22 protein-coding genes are annotated in these 20,304 nt (G+C 63.5%); 14 read left to right on the plus strand and 8 right to left on the minus strand.

The window, feature by feature from the left end; genetic code table 11:
- The first annotated feature begins 4 nt into the window (after positions 1 to 4).
- The 6 genes from FOY51_RS27275 to FOY51_RS17510 all read left to right on the plus strand — a co-directional run bounded on the left by FOY51_RS27275 (position 5) and on the right by FOY51_RS17510 (position 6,014).
- A complete protein-coding gene (locus FOY51_RS27275; protein WP_187776374.1) occupies positions 5 to 325 on the plus strand; it encodes a TcmI family type II polyketide cyclase in 321 nt (106 codons plus the stop codon).
- On the plus strand, positions 313 to 1,716 hold the full coding sequence (locus tag FOY51_RS17490; RefSeq protein WP_187776375.1) for an FAD-dependent monooxygenase: 1,404 nt from the start codon (positions 313 to 315) through the stop codon (positions 1,714 to 1,716). The genes FOY51_RS27275 and FOY51_RS17490 overlap by 13 nt, the downstream gene beginning before the upstream one ends.
- Before the next feature lie 13 nt (positions 1,717 to 1,729).
- Positions 1,730 to 3,274, plus strand: a complete 1,545-nt coding sequence (locus FOY51_RS17495; RefSeq protein ID WP_149431547.1) for an acyl-CoA carboxylase subunit beta — start codon at positions 1,730 to 1,732, stop codon at positions 3,272 to 3,274.
- Positions 3,275 to 3,285: 11 nt separating this feature from the next.
- Complete coding sequence (locus FOY51_RS17500) at positions 3,286 to 3,474, plus strand: acyl-CoA carboxylase epsilon subunit (protein WP_149431548.1); 189 nt, start codon at positions 3,286 to 3,288, stop codon at positions 3,472 to 3,474.
- Positions 3,475 to 3,595: 121 nt separating this feature from the next.
- A complete protein-coding gene (locus tag FOY51_RS17505; protein ID WP_371830457.1) occupies positions 3,596 to 5,143 on the plus strand; it encodes a serine/threonine-protein kinase in 1,548 nt (515 codons plus the stop codon).
- Positions 5,133 to 6,014, plus strand: a complete 882-nt coding sequence (locus FOY51_RS17510; RefSeq protein ID WP_235916437.1) for a serine hydrolase — start codon at positions 5,133 to 5,135, stop codon at positions 6,012 to 6,014. The genes FOY51_RS17505 and FOY51_RS17510 overlap by 11 nt, the downstream gene beginning before the upstream one ends.
- A gap of 4 nt (positions 6,015 to 6,018) precedes the next feature.
- On the opposite strand, the gene proP is transcribed toward FOY51_RS17510, so the two are convergent.
- A complete protein-coding gene (gene proP, locus FOY51_RS17515) occupies positions 6,019 to 7,515 on the minus strand; it encodes a glycine betaine/L-proline transporter ProP (protein ID WP_149431550.1) in 1,497 nt (498 codons plus the stop codon).
- 132 nt (positions 7,516 to 7,647) lie between these two features.
- Between proP and FOY51_RS17520 the strand changes: the two genes are divergently transcribed.
- The 3 genes from FOY51_RS17520 to FOY51_RS17530 all read left to right on the plus strand — a co-directional run bounded on the left by FOY51_RS17520 (position 7,648) and on the right by FOY51_RS17530 (position 10,738).
- On the plus strand, positions 7,648 to 8,253 hold the full coding sequence (locus tag FOY51_RS17520) for a TetR/AcrR family transcriptional regulator (protein WP_149431551.1): 606 nt from the start codon (positions 7,648 to 7,650) through the stop codon (positions 8,251 to 8,253).
- On the plus strand, positions 8,250 to 9,845 hold the full coding sequence (locus tag FOY51_RS17525) for a carboxylesterase/lipase family protein (protein ID WP_149431552.1): 1,596 nt from the start codon (positions 8,250 to 8,252) through the stop codon (positions 9,843 to 9,845). The genes FOY51_RS17520 and FOY51_RS17525 overlap by 4 nt, the downstream gene beginning before the upstream one ends.
- 140 nt (positions 9,846 to 9,985) lie before the next feature.
- The gene (locus FOY51_RS17530) at positions 9,986 to 10,738 is read left to right on the plus strand and encodes an MgtC/SapB family protein (protein ID WP_235916439.1); all 753 of its coding nucleotides are present in this window, start codon (positions 9,986 to 9,988) and stop codon (positions 10,736 to 10,738) included.
- A 3-nt stretch (positions 10,739 to 10,741) separates the two neighbouring features.
- Here the strand turns inward: FOY51_RS17530 and FOY51_RS17535 are convergent, their stop codons facing one another.
- Complete coding sequence (locus FOY51_RS17535; RefSeq protein WP_149431553.1) at positions 10,742 to 10,996, minus strand: hypothetical protein; 255 nt, start codon at positions 10,994 to 10,996, stop codon at positions 10,742 to 10,744.
- A gap of 207 nt (positions 10,997 to 11,203) precedes the next feature.
- Here FOY51_RS17535 and FOY51_RS17540 point away from each other — a divergent pair, with 207 nt between their 5' ends.
- Positions 11,204 to 12,031, plus strand: a complete 828-nt coding sequence (locus tag FOY51_RS17540; protein ID WP_214633114.1) for a rhomboid-like protein — start codon at positions 11,204 to 11,206, stop codon at positions 12,029 to 12,031.
- Here the strand turns inward: FOY51_RS17540 and FOY51_RS17545 are convergent.
- Positions 12,021 to 12,581, minus strand: a complete 561-nt coding sequence (locus FOY51_RS17545) for a TetR/AcrR family transcriptional regulator (protein WP_149431555.1) — start codon at positions 12,579 to 12,581, stop codon at positions 12,021 to 12,023. The two genes, FOY51_RS17540 and FOY51_RS17545, sit on opposite strands and share 11 nt — an antisense overlap.
- Positions 12,582 to 12,675: 94 nt before the next feature.
- Between FOY51_RS17545 and FOY51_RS28140 the strand changes: the two genes are divergently transcribed.
- Complete coding sequence (locus FOY51_RS28140) at positions 12,676 to 13,098, plus strand: tautomerase family protein (RefSeq protein ID WP_371830462.1); 423 nt, start codon at positions 12,676 to 12,678, stop codon at positions 13,096 to 13,098.
- Between the two features lie 525 nt (positions 13,099 to 13,623).
- Here FOY51_RS28140 and FOY51_RS17555 read toward each other — a convergent pair.
- A complete protein-coding gene (locus FOY51_RS17555) occupies positions 13,624 to 13,953 on the minus strand; it encodes a hypothetical protein (protein ID WP_149431557.1) in 330 nt (109 codons plus the stop codon).
- Between the two features lie 178 nt (positions 13,954 to 14,131).
- On the opposite strand from FOY51_RS17555, the gene FOY51_RS17560 reads away from it, so the two are divergent.
- The 3 genes from FOY51_RS17560 (at position 14,132) to FOY51_RS17570 (ending at position 17,927) form a co-directional block, all read left to right on the plus strand.
- Positions 14,132 to 15,679, plus strand: coding sequence for a serine/threonine-protein kinase (locus tag FOY51_RS17560; protein WP_235916443.1), 1,548 nt, complete (start codon positions 14,132 to 14,134; stop codon positions 15,677 to 15,679).
- A gap of 102 nt (positions 15,680 to 15,781) precedes the next feature.
- Positions 15,782 to 16,408, plus strand: coding sequence for a TetR/AcrR family transcriptional regulator (locus FOY51_RS17565; RefSeq protein ID WP_149431559.1), 627 nt, complete (start codon positions 15,782 to 15,784; stop codon positions 16,406 to 16,408).
- 1 nt (position 16,409) lies between these two features.
- On the plus strand, positions 16,410 to 17,927 hold the full coding sequence (locus FOY51_RS17570; protein ID WP_149431560.1) for a glycosyltransferase family 39 protein: 1,518 nt from the start codon (positions 16,410 to 16,412) through the stop codon (positions 17,925 to 17,927).
- Between the two features lie 47 nt (positions 17,928 to 17,974).
- Here the strand turns inward: FOY51_RS17570 and FOY51_RS27280 are convergent, their stop codons facing one another.
- The 4 genes from FOY51_RS27280 to FOY51_RS17585 all read right to left on the minus strand — a co-directional run bounded on the left by FOY51_RS27280 (position 17,975) and on the right by FOY51_RS17585 (position 20,276).
- Positions 17,975 to 18,112, minus strand: coding sequence for a hypothetical protein (locus FOY51_RS27280; protein ID WP_187776376.1), 138 nt, complete (start codon positions 18,110 to 18,112; stop codon positions 17,975 to 17,977).
- 91 nt (positions 18,113 to 18,203) lie between these two features.
- Positions 18,204 to 19,046 (minus strand): ABC transporter permease, encoded by an 843-nt coding sequence (locus FOY51_RS17575; protein ID WP_371830458.1) that lies wholly within the window; start codon positions 19,044 to 19,046, stop codon positions 18,204 to 18,206.
- Positions 19,006 to 19,812: an ABC transporter ATP-binding protein gene (locus FOY51_RS17580; RefSeq protein ID WP_149431561.1), complete on the minus strand. Its 807-nt coding sequence runs from the start codon at positions 19,810 to 19,812 to the stop codon at positions 19,006 to 19,008. The genes FOY51_RS17575 and FOY51_RS17580 overlap by 41 nt, the downstream gene beginning before the upstream one ends.
- On the minus strand, positions 19,809 to 20,276 hold the full coding sequence (locus FOY51_RS17585; RefSeq protein WP_149431562.1) for a MarR family winged helix-turn-helix transcriptional regulator: 468 nt from the start codon (positions 20,274 to 20,276) through the stop codon (positions 19,809 to 19,811). The genes FOY51_RS17580 and FOY51_RS17585 overlap by 4 nt, the downstream gene beginning before the upstream one ends.
- Positions 20,277 to 20,304 lie beyond the last annotated feature (28 nt).

The following is a 20,304-nucleotide window of genomic DNA, read 5'->3' on the forward strand; positions in this document are numbered from 1 at the left end:
CGACATGTTCTCCACCCTGATCATCGCCAAATTCGAGCAGCCCGAGCTGAATTCGATCGCCGACATCTTCGGCGAGTTCGACAGAAGCGATATGCCCGAGCGGATGGGCACCATGCGGCGGCAGCTGTTCAAGTACCACGACCTCTACATCCACGCCCAGGATTTTGCCGAAGATCATGGGCCGGATCAGGTCGAGAAGGCTCGGACCGACCCGCGATTCGTCAAGATCAGCGACGATCTTCGCCCCTTCTTCAACGCATACGACCCGAACTGGTCCGGGCCGAAAGACGCGATGGCACAGTGCTTCTACCGGTGGCAGCGGTGACGGGTGGACAATGGGACGTCGTAGTCGTCGGTGCCGGTCCGGCGGGGAGTCTGCTCGCCGGATCCCTCGCCGGTCGCGGCGCATCGGTGCTGCTGCTCGAACGTGACGACGCAATCTCCGAGCAGACTCGGGCCAGCACGCTGAATTCTCGTTCCATGGAGATCATGTCGTCGGTGGGCGTGCCCGGACTCGCCGACAATCCGCGATCGATGTTCGGCCATTACGGGGGCGTCCCGGTCAGCCTCGAGCAGGTCGACAGTCCGTGGGCCGGCCTGTGGTCGATTCCGCAGCCGAGTCTGGTTCGCATGCTGCGGGATTGGGCGGTCGACAACGGTGCGGTCCTGAAGACCGGATCAACCTTCGTCGGTGCCGATGCCGCACGGTCGGCAGTGGTGTCGCGGACAGCCACGGGCGAAAGGTACGAAAGCAGAACCCTTGTCGGCGCGGACGGCTGCGACAGCGTGGTTCGCGACAGCCTGGGGTTCACGCTCACCGGTACCGCGGCCAGTCGCCATATGATTCGATGCGACGTTGCAGGAATCAGCGTCGCGCGACGCAGATTCGAGCGGCACGGCGACATGATTGTCACGTCCGGCGCGATCTCACCGCGCACCACGCGGCTGATGCTCCACTCCCCCCGCTACAGCGCGGCTGCGACGCCCGGGTTCGACGACGTCTGCAGCGACTGGCTCGAGGCGACCGGCGAACAGGTGCACGAGGGTGAGTGCGTGTGGCTGGACACGTTCTCCAACGGTTGCTCGGCCGTCGAGCAATGGCGCGTGGGACCGGTGTATCTCGTCGGCGACGCCGCGCATGACCAACCTCCCGTCGGTGGCAGTTCGCTCAATGCCAGTGTGCAGGATGTCTACAACCTGGCGTGGAAGCTGTCGGCCGTATACAGCGGCGCGCCAACGGCTTTGCTGGATACCTACGGTTCCGAACGTGCCGAGGCGACGGCGGTGATGCAGCAGGACGTTCGCGTCCAGGAGTCGCTGGTGTTCGGCGCAGACCTCGGGAAAGTTCAGCTCGTGCGGGATCGCCTGGCCGAGTCCGAGCCGTATCGGCAGAGGATCGCGCGATCGGTTGCCGGAGTCGACACGGACTATGCGGCAAGCACCGAAACGGGTTCGCGTGTCTCGCCCGCTGCGCTTGCTCGCATGCTCGGACGGGCACCGCAACCCGACGAAGCCGCACTGCTCGGCCGAGAGGCCATCGTGGTGGCGGGTGCTCACCGCGACGACGTGCTCTGCGTGATTCGTCCAGATGGACACGCGGCGTGGGAGCCGGCGAACTCGAGCGTCGAATCGAAAGCGGCGATCGCTCGATGGTTCGGGGACGCAATCGATCCCATGGTCCTGAGCGCCGATCACTACGCTCACACATCGAGTTGATTCGGGGGCAATGATGAGGCAGAGCGTCGAGGAGCTGAGGGGAGTCAAGCAGTTCGTCGCCGACGGATCGGATCGGGCCGCGACCGAGCGTCAGCATGCCAAGGGCAAACTGACTGTGCGCGAACGCATTGCGCTGCTGCTGGATCCGGGCTCGTTTCAAGAAGTGGATGCGTTGCGGAGGCATCGCGCAACGGGCTTCGGTCTGGAGAACAGCAGGCCACCGACGGACGGCGTGGTCACCGGCTGGGGAACTGTGTTCGGACGCACCGTTTTTGTCTACGCACAGGACTTTCGAATCATGGGAGGCGCACTCGGAGAGGCGCATTCGCAGAAGATTCACAAGATCATGGATATGGCGATCGCGGCCGGTGCACCTCTGGTGGGCCTCAACGACGGTGCGGGCGCCCGGATCCAGGAGGGCGTGAGTGCGCTCGCCGGGTTCGGTGGGATCTTTCAACGAAATACGAAGGCATCGGGTGCGATTCCGCAGATCAGCGTGATGCTGGGTCCATGTGCGGGCGGTGCGGCCTACAGCCCCGCGCTCACCGACTTCGTGTTCATGGTGCGAAATATCTCGCAGATGTTCATAACCGGACCCGACGTCATCGAGACGGTGACCGGTGAACGGGTCAGCATGGACGAACTCGGCGGTGCGGATGTGCACGCCGGGACGTCCGGTGTCGCGCACGTGGTGCACGACGACGAAGAAGCCTGCCTGCACGACGTGCGGGTGTTGCTGTCGATGTTGCCTGCCAACAACCGCGAACAGCCACCGGTGCACGCGAGCGCGGATCCGATCGAGCGGCGTAGTGAGGCGTTGTACGACCTGGTGCCGTCGGACGTCAGCCGTCCATACGACATGCGATCGGTGATCGAGGAGGTCGTCGACGATCGGGCGTTCTTCGAGGTGCACGAACAGTGGGCGCCCAACGTCGTATGCATGCTGGCACGGCTGGACGGGAACGTGGTCGGGATTGTGGCGAATCAACCGAATTCCCTTGCGGGAGTGCTCGACATCGCTGCTTCGGAGAAGGCTGCCGGATTCGTCCAGACCTGCGACTCGTTCAACATCCCGCTGGTGACCCTGGTGGATGTGCCCGGCTTTCTGCCCGGTGTGGGACAGGAACACAGCGGGATCATCAGACACGGCGCGAAGCTGCTCTACGCGTACTGCAACGCCACCGTGCCACGTATTTCGGTGGTCCTCCGCAAGGCGTACGGCGGCGCCTACATCGTGATGGATTCGCGTTCGATAGGCGCGGACCTGGCGTTTGCCTGGCCCACGAACGAGATCGCTGTGATGGGAGCCGACGGCGCGGCCAACGTCATCTTCCGCCGCGAGATCGCTGCTGCCGACGATCCTGTCGCGACCCGCTCGCAGAAGGTCGAGGAGTACCGAAGCGAACTGATCCACCCGTACTACGCCGCGGAACGCGGCTTGGTGGACGACGTGATCGATCCGGCCGCCACCCGAGAAGTGCTGATTCGAAGCTTGGCGATGCTCAAAGGCAAGCACGCGGACATTCCCATGCGGAAACACGGAAACCCACCTCAGTAGGAGCCCCGAACATGACAGCTGAACCGTTCTTGCGCATCGAACGTGGCACTCTCACCGACGACGAGATCGTTGCGCTCACCATCGTTCTCGCCGCGGCCGTTGCAGACGATGCTCCCAATCAGGAACGAGCACAGGTTCATTGGCTGCCGCTCGGTCGCCGTCCCGCATTCGTTCCACAGCTCAGTTGGCGGGCGGCCTGACCCAAGATCCTACCTGTGCACAGCTCGCTCGTCTGTCGGTCGTACGACGGATAACCACTGCCGAGTCGGAGGGCGCACGCTCCTAGCTGCGGGGGTCCTTGGCGACGGTGGGGAGATCCTGGTGGTTGATTCTTCGGTGTCTCGTGTCGGCACCCGATTCGGCGCGTACGAGCTGAGGTCGCTGCTCGGCGAAGGCGGAATGGGCGAGGTCTACGAGGCCTACGACACCGGCAAGGATCGCACCGTTGCACTGAAGCTGCTGTCTGATCGGCTGGCGAAGAATCCGACCTACCAAGAACGCTTTCGTCGCGAATCGCATGCCGCCGCAAGGCTTCAGGAACCACACGTCATCCCAATTCACGACTGGGGCGAGATCGACGGCACCCTCTACATCGATATGCGGCTGGTCCCGGGCCGAGACTTGCGAGCATTGCTGAAGAACTACGGTCCGATGACTCCTGCTCGTGCCGTCACCATCGTCAGCCAGATTGCGTCAGCGCTCGATGCCGCTCACGCAGATGCGCTGATACATCGAGACATCAAGCCCGAGAACGTTCTGGTCACCCATGGGAATGACTTCGCCTACCTGGTCGACTTCGGAATTGCGCATTCCGGCGCCGACTCGCAGCTCACCGAGCTGGGCACCGCGATCGGTTCCTATGGCTACATGGCACCAGAGCGGTTCGACAAAGATCCGGTAACCAATCGTGCCGACATCTATTCGCTTGCATGCGTTTTGAACGAATGTCTCACAGGTATGCCGCCGTTCCCCGTCGCTACTGTCAGCCAGTTGATCAAAGCCCATCTGACAACGTCGCCGCCCCGACCGAGTATGACGCGACCCGGGGTTCCGGCAGCTTTCGATGGCGTCATCTCACGTGGCATGGCGAAGCGGCCCGAAGACCGCTTTGCGACTGCCGGCGATCTCGCTCGGGCAGCTCGCGACGCGCTCACTGGACCGCAACAGGACGAGGCGACTGCCATGATCCGCAGGGCCGCTGACGCGACAACGGTCAATCCCGTCGGCGATGTTCCGGAGTACCAACCGACGATGGTGCGACCAGTCGCCGAAATGTCCACCGGCGCCGGCGGTGCGGTTCCATTCAGCAGCGTGCCGTACATGAGCGTTCCGTATGGCAGCGTGCCGTACATGAGCGTTCCGTATGGCAGCGTTCCGTACGGCAGCGTTCCGTACGGGGCGCCGCCGCCGGTGAAGAAATCGACAGCGATGCCCGTATTGCTCACGCTCTTGGTTGTCGCGCTCTTGGCGATCGGCGGTGTCGTAGCGTGGCTGGTGATTTCGGAGTCCAAGTCGGATACCGCCGCATCGGCTCCGACATCGAGCACACTTCCCGCGTCGCCGGCGGCTATCGCGCCCGCTGCGCCGGCACCGGTTACGGCGTTGCCTTCTGAGGCTCAACCGTGCAGCTCGGTCTTCGGCACCACAGGCGCCTACCGAACCTCGGCCGCAGGCAACGACGTCACGTCCTGCCCGTTCTCCGAGGAGGTCCGTCGTGCCTATGCCGCATCCGGTTCGCCCACCCCGCAGCCACGTTCGGTTGTCGCGACCAGTCCGGTGACCGGACTGACGTACACCATGACGTGCACCGCAAATGGCGCTCTCGCGACGTGCACCGGTGGCGACGGCGCGGTCGTCTATGTGTACTAGTCGGGCCGCGGCGGTCGTTGCAGGCGTGGTGATTCTCGCGCTGTCCGCGTGCACCATCGACAGGGGGAAGGCGCAGGTCGCCACGCAGTCGCCGATTGCGGTGACCACCACTTCGCAAGTGGGTGCGGCGACGCCTACTGCGAGCGCGGTGCCTGCGGCGTCCGATCTCGCCACCGAGTTCGCTGCCTTCGAGCAGACGCTGCCGGGCAAAGTTGGTATGGCGGTGGTGCCTGTCGGCGGGAGTTCCGTCCAGGTAATGGGCGGCTGGACGACCGGCGTCGCCTGGTCCACGATCAAGGTGCCGTTGGCAATCTCGGCAATTCGCGAATCGGGTGCGGCAGCTGTCCCCTTTGCGGGCCCTGCCATCTCCCGATCGGACAACGCAGCAGCCGAACAGCTTTGGTCTCTCCTCGGGACGCCTGCCCAAGCTGCCGACGCAGTTCAGTCCGTCCTTGCCGAGGGAACGGACACATCCACTCTGGTGCAAGATCGACGGGTCAGGGCAGGCTTCACGGCATTCGGCCAGACGAATTGGTCGCTCGAAGATCAAGCTCGTTTCGCCGCTCACTTGCCGTGTCTGCCGAACTCGACGAAAGTGCTCGACCTGATGTCGAACCTCGAAGCCGATCAACAATGGGGGCTCGCCCGAATCGACGGAACAGAGAGCAAAGCCGGGTGGGGGCCGGACGAGGCGGGCGCATACCTGGTGCGGCAGTTGGGGATTGTCACGACGCCAGCCGGACAGACTGCGATCACGCTGGCCGCCGAACCGACGTCGGGGACATTCGATGCCGGCATCGCAGTCTTGAATCAGATGACTGCGTGGATCCAAGCGAGAGTTGCGAAACTCCCAGGCGGACGATGCCACTGAGGTCTCACACTCTGCTGAGCGACTCCTTGGCCGTCGCATACAACTCGGTTGCTTCTTCCTGTGTATCCACCTGCGGCGGAGAGCCTTCCAGCGGTTGATTCGCCGACTCGCGGAGATAGAACACCGCAACCAAGCCGACGATGCCGCTGACGATCAGATAGAAGGCCGGTACCAGGTTGACGCCGGTGGAGCTGACCAATGCAGATGTGACCAAGGGTGTCGTGCCACCGAACAGCGATACCGCGATGTTGAAGCCGATCGACAACGCGCCGTAGCGCACAGCGGTCGGAAACAGTGCGGGCAGCGTCGATGCTGTCGGTGCGGCGAAACAGGCGAGGAGCAGTCCGAGGACTATGCAACCGATTGCGGGCAGCACGAATCCGTCACGCTCGACCAGGATGAAACATGGGACAGCGAGCACGATTTGGCCGACAGCGCCGAAGGCGAAGATCGGTTTTCGCCCGACCCGATCGCTGAGCCTGCCGATGGCGACGATCACCAGAACGACCACCAGCATCGACAACAGCACCAGCATGTCGGCGCTGCCCTGACTGCGTCCGAGCACATCCGTGAAGTAGGTCGGCAGGTATGCCGTCACCATGTAGTTCGTGACGTTGTAGAGAATTACCAAACCCATGCAGATCAGCAGTGCGCGCCAGTACTTGGCGAAGATCTTGCGGATCTCACGCCCGCCGCTCTCGGTCTGTTTGACCTTGGCCTCGTGGTCGTCGAGTTGCTTACGGAAGGCGGGAGTGTCCTCGAGCTTCAGTCGCAGATACAGGCCGATCAGACCCATCGGGCCCGCGATGAAGAACGGTATGCGCCAACCCCATTCGACCATCGAGTCTTCGCCGAGCCAGAGATTGAGAATCGTCACCATTCCGGAGCCGAGCGAGTACCCGATGAACGTACCGAAATCCAGCCAGCTGCCGAGGAATCCGCGCCTGCTGTCGGGCGAGTACTCCGCGATGAACGTCGTCGCACCGCCGTATTCGCCACCGGTCGAAAATCCCTGAACCAATCTCGCGACGAGCAGCAGGACGGGTGCCCACAGCCCGATGCTGCTGTAGCTCGGAATCAATCCGACGGCGAACGTTCCCGCCGACATCATGATCATGGTGGCGGCCAACACTTTCTGCCTGCCGATGCGGTCGCCGAGAGGGCCGAAGAACATGCCGCCGAGCGGGCGCACCAGGAAGGCGGCGGCAAACGTGGCGAAGGTCGCCAAGAGCTGCGCCGTCGACGATGCCGACGGGTAGAAAACCTTGCCAAGCGTGGCAGCGAGGTAGCCGTAGACACCGAAGTCGAACCACTCCATCGTGTTGCCCAGCGCCGCGGCCGTGATCGCTCTCTTGAGCATCGGCTGATCGACCACCGTGATCGATTCTTCGGTCAGCGGCGGCTTGCGGCGCATCAGTTTGCCGAGTACCCGGCGGTGGAGTGCCTCGACGTGGGAGTGGCCCCAGGAATCTCTTGACGGAGTCGTACGCAAAGTCGACATATATCGTTACCTTAGGAAACGGATCTCGATTTGGCTAAACGCGCAGAGTGGATACCCGGCGCTTGCCGGGAGCAAACACCCCCCATTTCCCATGTATGGGAAATAATTGCCTTTGCTGCTAACGTCGATGTCATGACGGCTCGAGCAGCGGAAACCGAAGACCGCACCTTCGTGCAGGACGCTAGGAGATCGCAGCTGGTCGGATGCGCAATCGAAGTGATCGCAGAGGTCGGGGTCGAGAAAGCATCGATGGTCCGCATTGCCGAACGGGCCGGTGTGAGCCGCGGCGTCATCGCTTATCACTTCGACGATCGTGACGACCTGTTCGGCGGCGTCGTGGAAGCCGTCTATGCGTTGGCGACGACCGAACTGGGTCCCGACGTCGCGGCGGAGGTGAGTCCGCCCGCCGCCCTGAAACGCTTCATCGGCGGCAGTGTGGCGTTCTACGCAGCGCATCCGCAGCACATGCTCGCGTTGTCGGCGATTTTCGCGTCGGGCCACAAGGTTCGGGAGCGCCGGGGCGAGCACACCGCCGAGATGCTCGAGGTCGAGTCGATTCTCGCCGCAGGCCAGCGCGAAGGATTCTTTCGCGTCTTCGACACGACGATCATGGCTTCGACGATTCGAGCGGCGCTGGACGTCGCGTTGCGGCGCATCATCGCAGGCGATTCGGCGGACCTGCTCGCCCATGAGTTGGTGGCGACGTTCGACGCTGCGACAACGGTGGAGTCCCGATGACGTCCGCGCGGATCCTTGCCGTCGTCATTGTCGCTATTGCTGCCCTGACAGGGTGTGGCTCCGGCGAATCGGAGCATCCGGCTGTCGATGCACCGATCGATGTGACGACCACGACGGGCACGGTGCACGGCACGGCGACGGATGCGGTCCGCATTTTTCGTGGGATCCGATACGCGCAGCCGCCGATCGGCGAACGTAGGTGGACTGTGCCCCAACCGCTTCCGACTTCGAGTGCGAACGTCGATGCAACCAAGGACGGCTCGCCGTGCCCACAGACGGCGATGATTCCCGGAACGCCGCCGAAGACGGACGAGGACTGCCTGTTTCTGAACGTCACGACACCGCGTAAGCAATCGCCGAATGGCGCTCTGCCCGTGATGGTCTGGTGGCACGGCGGTGGCTACACCAACGGCTCCGGTGCCGACTACGACCCGCAGAAGTTGGCCGACAAGGGCAACGTGATCGTGGTGACGGTGAATTACCGGCTCGGGATCTTCGGGTACTTCGGGCTGCCGGGACTCGCGGGTTCGGGGAACTTCGGCTTCGCCGACCAAATCGCATCGTTGCAATGGGTGAAGGCAAACGCGAACGCGTTCGGCGGCGATGCACACAACGTGACGGTGTTCGGCCAGTCGGCGGGCGGCATGTCCGCATGCGCCTTGCTCACCGCGCCATCGGCGGCAGGACTTTTCGACAAGGCAGCCGTGATGTCAGGATCGTGTCTGCTGGATTGGCATGCGGGAGGACTGTTTCCGTCCGCGCCTGCCGCGAAGCCCTACACCGATGCAACGACGAATCAGGCGTCCGGTGCGTCGGCGGCGGACGGACTCGGTTGCGCGGGACCTGGTCGGCTCGCGTGCATGCGGGCAAAACCGGCAGCCGATCTGATCGATCTGAACGCCGACTTCTCGGACAACCTTGCGTACGGGACGGAGCTGCTGCCGACGGATCCTGCGCAGGCAGTCGAGGCCGGACACGTCGCACATGTTCCGATTCTGTCCGGTGGCACTGCCGACGAAGCGAGGTCGTTCGTCGCGGGTGCTATGCGCTACGACCCGAATTCGGTTACCCCGCAAACCTATCCGTCGCTACTGTCAGCCGCGTTTGGCAACGCCGCGCCCGCGGTCGCCGATCGCTACCCGTTGGCGAAGTATCCTTCGGCCGGTCTGGCATGGGCGAGCGTCGTGACAGATTCGGCGTGGGCGTGCCCCACCGATCGCGGCAACCGGGTGATGGCGGCGCAGACGTCCGTGTACCCGTACGAGTTCGCCGAACCCAACCCGCCGGATGTCAACGGCGTCGCCTCGGCGGGAATGCCGACGGGAGCAACGCACGCGACCGATCTGCCGTTCCTGTTTCAGCTCGCGCACAAAGACCTGCTGCACGGCGATGCGCAACATGCGTTGTCGGACAGAATGATCGAGTATTGGTCGACGTTCGCCCGCACCGGTAACCCGAACTCGGATCGGACACCGAACTGGAATCCGGCGACACCGGATTCGTCCACCGTTCAACGGCTCTCGTCGGAAGGGGCTGGAACTGTGGATGCGGCGGCGGAGCATCAGTGCCAGTTCTGGAGCACTGTCCGATGAGGATCGACGGGCCGGGGATCGGCGCTCTGCCACCCGAGGGCGTGTGGGTGAGCAGGAAAGGCGACAAGAGTTACGTCTACGACCTGCGATTCGTCAGCCGCGAGTAGGGTCGCGGACCTCGAGCGTGGCAGGGTGGATATGTGCACGCATCTGGACTGAGCGACCTGCTGACCGGCTCCGGTCAGGGTCTTCGCCAGATCACCGAGTTGCTCACCGCGTTCGTGCTCTCCGCGCTGATCGGGCTCGAGCGCGAAATTCGGGGCAAGAGCGCCGGCCTTCGAACGCAGACGATCGTGGGAACGTCGTCGGCGCTGATCCTGCTGGTGAGCAAGTACGGCTTCGACGACGTGTTGAATTCCGGACTGGTGATCCTCGACCCGTCCCGCGTCGCCGCGCAGATCGTGTCCGGGATCGGATTTCTCGGTGCAGGTCTGATCATCACCCGACAGGGTGCTGTGCGTGGTCTGACCACAGCGGCCGCAGTGTGGGAGACCGCGGCGATCGGGATGGCGGCTGCGGGCGGCTTGGTATTGCTGGCGATGGTGGTGACGCTGCTGCATTTCTTCATCGTCTTGGGCTTCGCGCCGTTGGTCAGCCGGTTCTCCAATCGGTTCACGCGCTCGATTCGCATTCACGTCACGTATGAAGACGGCCGCGGTGTGCTGCGCCAGCTCTTGAATACCTGCAGTGAGCACGGCTGGTCGTTGACGTCGCTGGCCGCGGATCCACCGAACGGCAACCGCGACCTACTGGAAAACCTCAGCCCCGCGGTACCCGGTCACGTCGGCGTGATGGTCACGCTCGCCGGGACCGGGATCCGCGATGCCTCCGTCGTGCTCGCCGCCGTCGACGGCGTTGTCACCATCGACCTGATGGACGACGAGTCCGAGTAGCAGTTACCAGGGCAGCGGAATCCAGTTGTTGAAGAGCCAGAAGCCGTGCGCCGCGGGCTGCGGAGCCTGTTGCTGCTGGTGATCGCGGTTCTGGTCGTGGTTCTGGTTCTGCTGCCACTGCTGGTTCTGCCACTGCTGCGACTGCTGGTCCTGCCCATGATTGTGGGCAGGTTCGGCACTGGCGACGCCTGCGCCGATCCCGATCACGCCCAGCGTGATGGCTCCGGCGGTCGCTACTTTCGCCACGGTCTTGCGCATCGATTTTCTCCTTGTTCGTATCGAATCGGGGTACGTCGTCAATGCTGTTGCGCCGGGATGGGTCTCGGCTTTACCGAGCCTGTGCGGGCCATGTGAAAGTCGGCGGTCTTCGTCGTACAGGCGTTTCACAGGCTCGGCGCAGGGTATAAACAAGGTGACGGGCAACGATGAAGGTTGTCGTTGACCTCAGCAGTGAAAGGGTGTTCGTTGATCGACACCGTGTCCAAGATCGGTAGTCGGGCGTTCGCGATGATGCGACGCACGCCGGTTGCTCTCGGCTACCTGATCGCGCTCGCCAGCGTCTCCGTGTTCGTTGCGACGCTCGGCTCGGGAGCGCGGACTCACCTGATCTCACGCGCAAGCACCAATCTTCACAATCTGACCGATGGCCGCCTGTCTGTGCTGTTCAGCAGTGCTTTTCTCTCCGACGGCGGACCGGATTGGATCGTCTATCCCCTGCTTGCAGGCGTACTGATCGCTGCCGAGGTACTGGCAGGTCGTCGTCGTCTGATCGGCGTGTTCGCGGTCGGGCATCTGGGTGCGACCTTGATCGTCGCTGCTGGACTGTTGGTCGCGGTGCGGTCCGGTTGGATCTCGTCGGCCGTGATGACCGATCCTGACGTCGGTGTCAGTTACGGAGCAGCCGCTGTGCTCGGCGCGATGACCGGTGCGTTACCGGTTCGATGGCGGGCGACGTGGTCGGTTGCCATGGTGGTCGGAGCTGTGTCCGGTGTGATCTTCGGGCAGACGTTCACCAATGTCGGCCATCTGATCGCACTGTCGATCGGTCTGGTCATCGCGATGTCGATTCCGCATCGCAGCCCGCTGAAGCCGATCGGAATCGGGACCATCGCGATGTTAGCGGTTGCCGTCGTTTTCGCACTCGCGATCTTCGGTGGCGATGTGCAGCCAGGTTGGGCAACGCCCGTGCTTGCCGTCACCGCGGCAGCGACTGTCGCGACGGCGACCCGGGTGACCGTCCGGGCAGCGGACTGGACGGCGGGAACCGCGGCGTTCGCTCGCGTCAGCGCGTAAGTCGACGTACCTGCTCACCCAGCTCGGTGGCGACCAATTCGAACGGTTCCATGCTGCGCTCGGCCCGGCTGAACACCACGGCGCCCTCCGTCGATGCGATCAACAGCGCAGCGAATCGCCCTGCGGGCTCGCCTGCGATTCCGCCCTGTTCGAACAAGGCCGCGAGCTGCTGTCGCCACGCGCGAAATATCGTCGCTGTCGCGTCGAGTAGGTCGTCGGAATCGGTGTCGACGGTGACAGCGAGAACTGCGCAGCCTGCCGACAACTTCGACATTTCCAGCACGGTCCGCCACAGCGCCAAGAACCGCTCGGTGACCTGCACGGGCGACGATCCGGCCATGTCCTCCAGCGCACCGATCGCGCGTGCGCCTGCCAATTCGATTGCTGCATGGATCATTTGATCCTTGCCGCCCGGAAAGTGGTGATACAGCGATCCTCGCGGGGCGCCGGTCAGCTCGAGGACGGTCGAGAACGACGTCCCTGCCAACCCGCGCTGAGCGAGCAGGCGCGCGGCACCTGCCGCCATCTCGTGTCGGACATCGCGCGCCACGCAATCACCTCTTGACTATGAAGGTCGTCATACCTAATCTTGCTATGACAGTCATCATAGTTTGCACATCCAGAGAAAGCTCACGACCATGCCGATGATCGACGTATACGCGCCTGCTGATCTGTTCCCGCCTGATGCCGATGCCACGCTCGGGACCGAGCTCACGCACGCGGTCCTGCGCGCCGAGGGCGTCGCCACTCCCGGCGCGTTTCATCTGGAGAACACCGCCGCGTTCGTGCACCGGCTACCGGCGTCGGCGATCAGTACCGCAAGCTCGACGCCGGCACGCGTCGTTCGCGTTCAAATCGTCACTCCGCCAGGATCTCTCGATCGAGACGGGCAACGGCAGATCACGAAGGAAGCTACGGCGATCGTCGCCGAGCTAGCCGGCGATCCCACCCAAGCCCAGCGGACGTGGGTGATCTTGACGGAGGCGGCAGAAGGTGGCTGGGGCATCAACGGCACCGCGTTCGGTGTCGAGGAGTTCGGGGCTCTTGCGCGGGCCGCGGCGCAATAGCCGCGAGACCAGGCCTGCGCCTGTTGTCGAGGGCTCGGAATCCGGAACCCACGCTCGCGGATAGCGCGTAGCCAATGCGGCGCGCATGTCGAAGCCGGTGGTCTTCTCTACCCGATCGCATTGGTAGGCAAAGCTTTCCAGTACGGCCTGGTTGGTGGATCCGATCTCGAGCAACGCACGATAGCCGGGATGGATTTCGGCGAGGCGATCCCAGGTGGTCGCGATATCGGGTTCGCCCTGCATCTCGAATTCGGCGTCGAGCAGCGAATAGAACGCCGTGTACCAGCGGGCGCCGACATGTCCCAGTAGTCCGTCGACGTCGCCGAAGACCGACTCGATGTCGGTGTTCCAGGTTTCGAAAGCAGTTGGGCCACAGAGCAGTGCGTCCGCCGCGACGGCCTGTGCGAGTTCGTGGCGAGTATGAGCATCGGACATCGGAGTTACCTACTTTCAGTACTGAACATACTGTCAGTATGTAACTGTACCCTCGGTCGGCGTTTCGTCAAGGTGGTAATGCTGAAGCGTTCAGCCGAAGACCGCGTGCACTCCGTAATAGGCGACGAAAACGGCGAAGACCACCACGGCCGTCGCGATCAATACCGTCCGTCCGTACGCGCGGACCGGCTCGATGAATCTGCACACGAGGAAGATGACAGCCGAAAGTACCAGCGGCACAACGGCGCCGCGCACAACGAGATTGGTCGAATCGGGCAGCACGCTGGTGCTCGAGAAGAACAGCACGACTGCGGTGGCTATTCCGGCAATCAGCTGAATCGCGACTGCAAGCTGGCGTCGGTCGTCGGCAGTCATTCGCATCGCCGACGCGCGTGTCGGTCGGCGGTGGCGCTCGGTCATCCCCTGGGCTCCCCATGCTCGAGTTGTGATCGACCGATCGTCTGAAACGACGTGGCGTCACCGTCAGTATGCCTGGTCACGCGCGTGTAGCGCCGGTCGAGTATTCCTGGCAGTCGGCGTAAATTGATCCGCGATTGTCGTCGGTCACGCGGCACCAGAATGCAGGGGGATGCGAGCAGTGGACGCAACTGCGCCCGGGTCGCGGGTCGGAACACAGTTCGGTCGCTATCAGTTGCGCTCGTTGCTGGGGAGCGGCGGGATGGGCGAGGTCTACGAGGCCTACGACACCAGCAAAGATCGCGTCGTCGCCTTGAAGCTTCTCTACGATCACCTGGCCAAGGACACCACGTATCAAGAGCGCTTCCGCCGTGAATCGCACGCCGCCGCTCGTTTGCAAGAGCCGCACGTCATCCCGATTCACGACTGGGGTGAGATCGACGGTGTCCTCTACATCGACATGCGACTCGTTGTGGGCCACAACCTTCGGTCGTTGTTGAAGAGCTACGGTCCGATGGATCCGGCGCGAGCGGTCGCGGTGATCAGTCAGGTTGCATCGGCATTGGACGCCGCGCACGCGGACACGTTGATCCACCGAGACGTCAAACCCGAGAACGTTTTGGTGACGCGTGACGATTTCGCGTACCTCGTCGACTTCGGAATCGTGCACTCGGACGCCGATACCCGGCTCACTCAGCTCGGTTCGGCGATCGGGTCGTACAGCTACATGGCTCCGGAGCGATTCGACGACGGTCCCGAAACCAATCGGGTCGATGTCTATGCGCTCGCCTGTGTGCTGCACGAATGCCTGACGGGATCCGCACCGTTTCGCGCGTCCAGCGTCAGCGGGCTGATCAGGGCGCACGTGCTGACGCCGCCACCACAACCCAGTGTGTTGCGGCCCGGTGTGCCGAGCGGATTCGACGCGGTGATCGCCACGGGACTGGCGAAAGATCCGGCCCACAGATACCCGACAGCAGGCGACCTCGCCCGAGGAGCGCAGAATGCGCTGACGAGACCGGATCGCGACGCTGCCGCGGCCATCGTCGACCGGGCGATCGGCACCACGCGCGTCGACAACCCCGAACCCGTTGTCACACAGCTTGCTCCGTGGCAGACAGGTCCACCGCCGAACGTTCCGTATTCGGTCGTCGCGCCGGAGCCGAAACGATCGACTGCGCTGCCCGTTCTCATCACGCTGCTGGTGGTAGGTGTGCTGGCATTGGCGGGAGTGGTCGGGTGGCTCCTGCTGTCGTCGTCGAAGTCGGATGTGACCGCGGCCCCAGTGACCGTGACCGTCGCGCCGCCGACCACGGCACCGACTGCGGTCACGACGACGATCGAAGCAACAACCGAGGAACCGTCGTCGACCACCCGTTCTGCGCCACCCGCAACTTCGGTCGGGGTCGCGGGTGCGGACAGTCGTGGCTTCACGGGCATCGCTGCCGCACGATGCAACGCTGCCGACCCCGCTGTGGTCGTGGGTCGGACCACGGATTCTCTTGTGGTCATCTGTCAGACGCCGGCCGCGCGCTACTACTACAAAGGCGTGCGGACCAGCGACGGAGCTGATATCGAACTCGACGATCCACGCCCGACGCCGGATGGCTTTGCCGTGACCAACAGTGTCGACGGCACCCAGTATCGGGTGACGTCCGATGCCTTGACCATCCTCGCCAACGGCCAGGTGGCTGCACAGGAATCGATGGTCGACTACTGGTCGCGCTGATCACGGACTTACTGACGCATCGGCCGAGACGGCGCGCACAGAAACTCCGTGATCAGCGAGTGTGGGGTGGTGCGACCTGGCCGTTGGTGCTAAATTCTGACCATGCGGCCAGAAAATATGACGGATGGCCAGAAGGGGTCGTTCATCGAGGAAGCCAGGCGACGCCAGATCATCGCGTCAGCGGTGGAGGTGATTGCCGAAACCGGTTATGCCGGTGCGACTCTGGCGCGCATCGCGAAGCATGCAGGCATTTCGAAGGGTGTCATTTCCTACCATTTCGACGGTAAGGACGACCTGATGACCCAGTTGGTCGTCCAACTGTTCGTCTCGGGTGCCGAGTACATGGGACCGCTGATCGCGCAGGCCGAGGGCTCCCGGAACCAGCTGATGGTCTACATCCAGTCGAATCTCGACTTCATCGCCACCAACAAGAAGTACGTGGCTGCATTGAACAACGTCGTGCTGAACCTGCGCGTCCCCGACGGCAGGCTCAAGTTCGTGGCCGAGAGCGACGAGGCCGCGATCATCGGTCCGCTGATCGACATGCTGGAGCGTGGCCAGAAAGACGGCTCCTTCGGCGACTTCGACGCGCGGATCATGGCGATGCTCATCAGGGACGCGGTCGACGGCATCGCCCATCGGGTCTCGCGCGACCTCGGGTTCGATATCTCGCTTTACACCGAGCAGATGAAACGCGTCTTCGACTTCGCAACCAGGCGGGAGGCCTGACATGACCACGACTGTGGAAACAACTACCCGACAACATGATTCGACAAGCCTGCCACCCTTTGCAACAGCCGGGGTTTCGGTGATCGCGGCGGTGTCCGCGTTGGCATTGCTGCTCACCATGGGCAATTACGGGTATTTCGGCGACGAGCTGTACTTCCTCGCCGGTGGCCGCCGACTCGCGTTCGGCTACGCCGATCAGGGTCCGGCACTCCCGCTGATCGCGCATGTGATGGACCTGCTCGCGCCGGATTCGTACTTCGCGCTGCGTATTCCAGCAACGATCGCCACCATCGCCTGTGTGGTCGTCAGCGCGTTGATCGCCCGCGAGCTCGACGGTGGCCGCGGTGCCCAGCTGCTCACCGCGGGCGCGTACGCGACGTCGCCGTTCCTGCTCGTGCAAGGCACGTCCTTCGCGACCAATACCTTCGACACCGCGCTCTGGGTGCTGATCACCTGGCTGCTGATCCGCTGGGTGCGTACTCGATCGGACGTCCTGCTGATCTGGGCCGGCGTCGCTACCGCAGCGGACATGCAGGTCAAGTGGCTGATCCCGTTCCTCTGGATCTGTCTCGGCATCAGCGTGCTCGCCTTCGGTCCACGTGATCTGCTTCGACGGCCGCAGCTGTGGATCGGTGCGGCGATCGCCGTGGTGGTGACGATTCCCAGCCTGCTGTGGCAAGCCGACCACGACTGGCCACAGCTGGCGATGGCGGGAGTGGTGAGCGGCGAGCAGCAGTACACCGGCGGTCGTGGGGTCTTCGTTCCGCTCGCGATCGCGCTCGCCGGACTGCTCGGCGCGATTCTGCTGATCTACGGCACCTGGCGTCTGTTTCGCGCAGAAGCGTTGCGGCCGTATCGATTTCTCGGCTTGACGCTGATCCTGCTCGTCCTCGCGTTCATCGTGACGGGTGGGCGCGCGTACTACGCCGCAGGCATGTACGCGGCCATCATGGCGGCCGGAGCTGTCGAACTGACGCGACGCGACGCCAAGAGCTGGGCGAAGTGGCTACTGGCACCCGTTGCCGCGATCTCGGTTGCCATCGTCGTCTGGTCGCTGCCCTGGCAACCGGAGTCGAAGATCCCGCCGACCGCGGACACTGCCGAGGAGGCAGGCGCCGACCTCGTGCTGTACGGCCATTTCGGCTGGCCTGAGTTGGTATCCGGCGTCGCCGACGCCTACCGACAGCTCACGCCCGCGGAGCAGACGAAGGCCGTGATCGTCACGGACTCGTACTGGAAGGCCGCCGCCGTCGACCAACTCGGCGGTAAATACGATCTACCGCGCGTCTACAGCCCCATCCGTGGCTTCGGCTACTTCGGCACACCACCTGATTCGGCGACCACCGTCGTCTACGTCGGCGACAACCCCGGCGACATCTGCCGCACTGTGCAGAAGCTCGGCCGCGTGGATGCGCGGCTCGGATTTCCTGGCGCCACCAAGGGCGTCGATATCTGGAAGTGTTCGAACCTGACGGAGCCGTGGTCGCAGGCGTGGCCCGGCATGTTGAAAATGAGCTGAGGTCTGACCCTCTACTACTTCACGAATGTCGGGCACGTGCGAAAACTCTAGAGGACGTGCGTCGGAACCCTGGGCTTGCTGTCGGCGCGCTGGACGGTGACCAGCGATTCCGGCGCCTTGGCGGCGATGGCACCCGAGAGCGCCATCACGACCAGCGCGCCGAACGTAATCGTCATGGTGAGCATGATCTGCACTCCTTCTGTTGATGCGATAGGTCCAGTCTCGCGACCGGATGTGGCACCTTGCTGAGCGCAAAGCATGAAAACCCTGTGAATGTCAGCGCACCAGCCTGCCGAGTAGCGACGACGCCGTTGCGATCCCGATTCCCGCGGCAAGGACGAGCACGCCGAAGTCCAGCAGAAGGTGCGACGACGTGCCGATCAGCAGTCCGCGCAGCGCGTCAACCTCGTAGCTGAGTGGGTTGACGTGGCTGATCACCTTCAACCAACCGGGCATCAAATCGATCGGGTACAACGCGTTCGAGGCGAAGAACAGCGGCATGGTGATGGCCTGCCCGATGCCCATCAGCCGGTCACGCATGCGGACCAGTCCGGCGATCGTCATCGACAGGCAGGCGAAGAACGCCGCGCCGAGCATCACCGCAACGATTGCGGCGAGAATCTTCAGCGGATTCAACGTCATCCCGACACCCATCAGCAACGACACGACGACGATCACCAACACCTGCGCGATCGAACGCAGCCCTGCCGCAAACGATTTACCGGTGATCAGCGCAGAGCGTGGCGTGGGTGTCACCAACAGCTTGTTGAGGATGCCTGCGTCGCGATCCCAGATGATCTGGATGCCGTAGAAGATTGCGATGAACAGTGCGGACTGGGCGATGATGCCTGGCGCGAGGAAGTCGAGGTACGGCACCGAACCGGTGGGAATGGTGTGCAACCGCGAGAACGTGGTTCCGAAGATCACCATCCACAGCACGGGTTGCACTGCGCGCGTGACCAGTTCGGTGCGGTCGTGTCGCAACTTCTGTAGTTCGACGATCGAGAACGTGACGATTCGAGACGCAAGCGCTTTCGCGCGTTGGGCGCCTCGCGGCGCACGCATCAGCGGTGCGGGTTCAGCCCATGCGTTGGGCCGACCGGCGAGTGCTTCTGACACCGCGTAGACCTCCTTCGTTGCTCTGTTCGGCGAGGTCTGCGCCCGCGTAGTGGCGGAACACATCCTCGAGGCTGGCGTCGGGGCCGATTGCGGACTTCAATTCGCTTGGGGCACCGACTGTTTGCAGCACGCCCTTGTGCAGCAGTGCGACGCGGTCGCACAGGATGTCCGCTTCTTCCATGTAGTGCGTGGTGAGAAGCACTGTCATGCCATAGGTTTCACGCATGTCCTGCACGCGCTCCCACACGCTGTCGCGAGCGATCGGGTCAAGGCCGACGGTGGGCTCGTCGAGAACAAGCAGGGCAGGCCTGTTCACCAGCGCCTGCGCCAATTCGAGCCTGCGGACCATGCCCCCGGAGTACGTTCCGGCGAGTTCGTCGGCGACGTCGAGCAAGTTCATCGCACCGAGTGCGTCGTCGACGCGTGCCTTGCGTTCGTTGCGCGGGACGTCGAAGAGCCGAGCGAACCAGGCGACGTTCTGCCGACCGGTCAGAGCGGCCTCGATGGAAAGCTGTTGCGGCACATAGCCCAGGTTGTAGCGGACATCCATGGCCTGGGTGGTCACGTCGAATCCGAAGATCTGCACCGAGCCGGTCTGGACGGGCATCAGCGTGTTCAACAGGCGGATAGTGGTGGTCTTGCCCGCACCGTTCGGACCGAGCAGGCCGAACACTTCGCCGCGCTCGATGGTGAGGGTGAGATCGGCCACGACGGTGTGATCGCCGTAGGCGTGGGTGAGGTTGCGACACTCGACGGCCGGTGTCATTTTTCGCTCTCTTCCTGTTCGTGAAGGATGTCGGTCAGCTTGGCCAGCACGCGAACGCCGCGATCCAAGTCGGAGCGCTCGTCCTCGGACAGTGAGTTCAAGGCGAACGACAACAGTTCGTGGCGGCGTTGCCGTGTTTCGTCGGCGACGCGCTGGGCGTCGACGGTGAGGGTGAGGCGCCCCACCCGTCGGTCGTCCGGATCTTTCTGCCTGACAAGCAGATCGGCGCCTGCGAGGGTGGTCACGAAGGTGGACACACTGTTGGCGACGAGGCCCAACTCGGCGGCTGCCTCCTTCACGGAGATGCCGGGATTGCGACCGATCAGCCGCAGAAACTCGGCCTGCGAGCCACTGAGATTCGACTGTTCGAACGAGCCCCCGGCCAGTCTGCGCACCTGACGGCGAAACCGACCGAGCGATCCGAACAGATTGCTGATCAGATCGCCGTGCTGGAGTTCGGGCATGATTCGACAATAGCTCTGTTACAGAGGT

The organism is Antrihabitans cavernicola (assembly GCF_008297975.1).
In the GTDB taxonomy this organism is placed as follows: domain Bacteria; phylum Actinomycetota; class Actinomycetes; order Mycobacteriales; family Mycobacteriaceae; genus Antrihabitans; species Antrihabitans cavernicola.

Excerpts from the sequence above, each read along its gene's own strand:
- FOY51_RS17565 (WP_149431559.1), top strand. The coding sequence starts at position 15,782 with ATGCGGCCAGAAAATATGACGGATGGCCAGAAGGGGTCGTTCATCGAG.
- FOY51_RS17500 (WP_149431548.1), top strand. The coding sequence starts at position 3,286 with ATGACAGCTGAACCGTTCTTGCGCATCGAACGTGGCACTCTCACCGAC.
- FOY51_RS27280 (WP_187776376.1), bottom strand. The coding sequence starts at position 18,112 with ATGCTCACCATGACGATTACGTTCGGCGCGCTGGTCGTGATGGCGCTC.
- FOY51_RS17570 (WP_149431560.1), top strand. The coding sequence starts at position 16,410 with ATGACCACGACTGTGGAAACAACTACCCGACAACATGATTCGACAAGC.
- FOY51_RS28140 (WP_371830462.1), top strand. The coding sequence starts at position 12,676 with ATGATCGACGTATACGCGCCTGCTGATCTGTTCCCGCCTGATGCCGAT.
- FOY51_RS17580 (WP_149431561.1), bottom strand. The coding sequence starts at position 19,812 with ATGACACCGGCCGTCGAGTGTCGCAACCTCACCCACGCCTACGGCGAT.
- FOY51_RS17525 (WP_149431552.1), top strand. The coding sequence starts at position 8,250 with ATGACGTCCGCGCGGATCCTTGCCGTCGTCATTGTCGCTATTGCTGCC.
- FOY51_RS17555 (WP_149431557.1), bottom strand. The coding sequence starts at position 13,953 with ATGACCGAGCGCCACCGCCGACCGACACGCGCGTCGGCGATGCGAATG.
- FOY51_RS17495 (WP_149431547.1), top strand. The coding sequence starts at position 1,730 with ATGAGGCAGAGCGTCGAGGAGCTGAGGGGAGTCAAGCAGTTCGTCGCC.
- FOY51_RS17520 (WP_149431551.1), top strand. The coding sequence starts at position 7,648 with ATGACGGCTCGAGCAGCGGAAACCGAAGACCGCACCTTCGTGCAGGAC.
- proP (WP_149431550.1), bottom strand. The coding sequence starts at position 7,515 with ATGTCGACTTTGCGTACGACTCCGTCAAGAGATTCCTGGGGCCACTCC.
- FOY51_RS27275 (WP_187776374.1), top strand. The coding sequence starts at position 5 with ATGTTCTCCACCCTGATCATCGCCAAATTCGAGCAGCCCGAGCTGAAT.
- FOY51_RS17535 (WP_149431553.1), bottom strand. The coding sequence starts at position 10,996 with ATGCGCAAGACCGTGGCGAAAGTAGCGACCGCCGGAGCCATCACGCTG.
- FOY51_RS17585 (WP_149431562.1), bottom strand. The coding sequence starts at position 20,276 with ATGCCCGAACTCCAGCACGGCGATCTGATCAGCAATCTGTTCGGATCG.
- FOY51_RS17510 (WP_235916437.1), top strand. The coding sequence starts at position 5,133 with ATGTGTACTAGTCGGGCCGCGGCGGTCGTTGCAGGCGTGGTGATTCTC.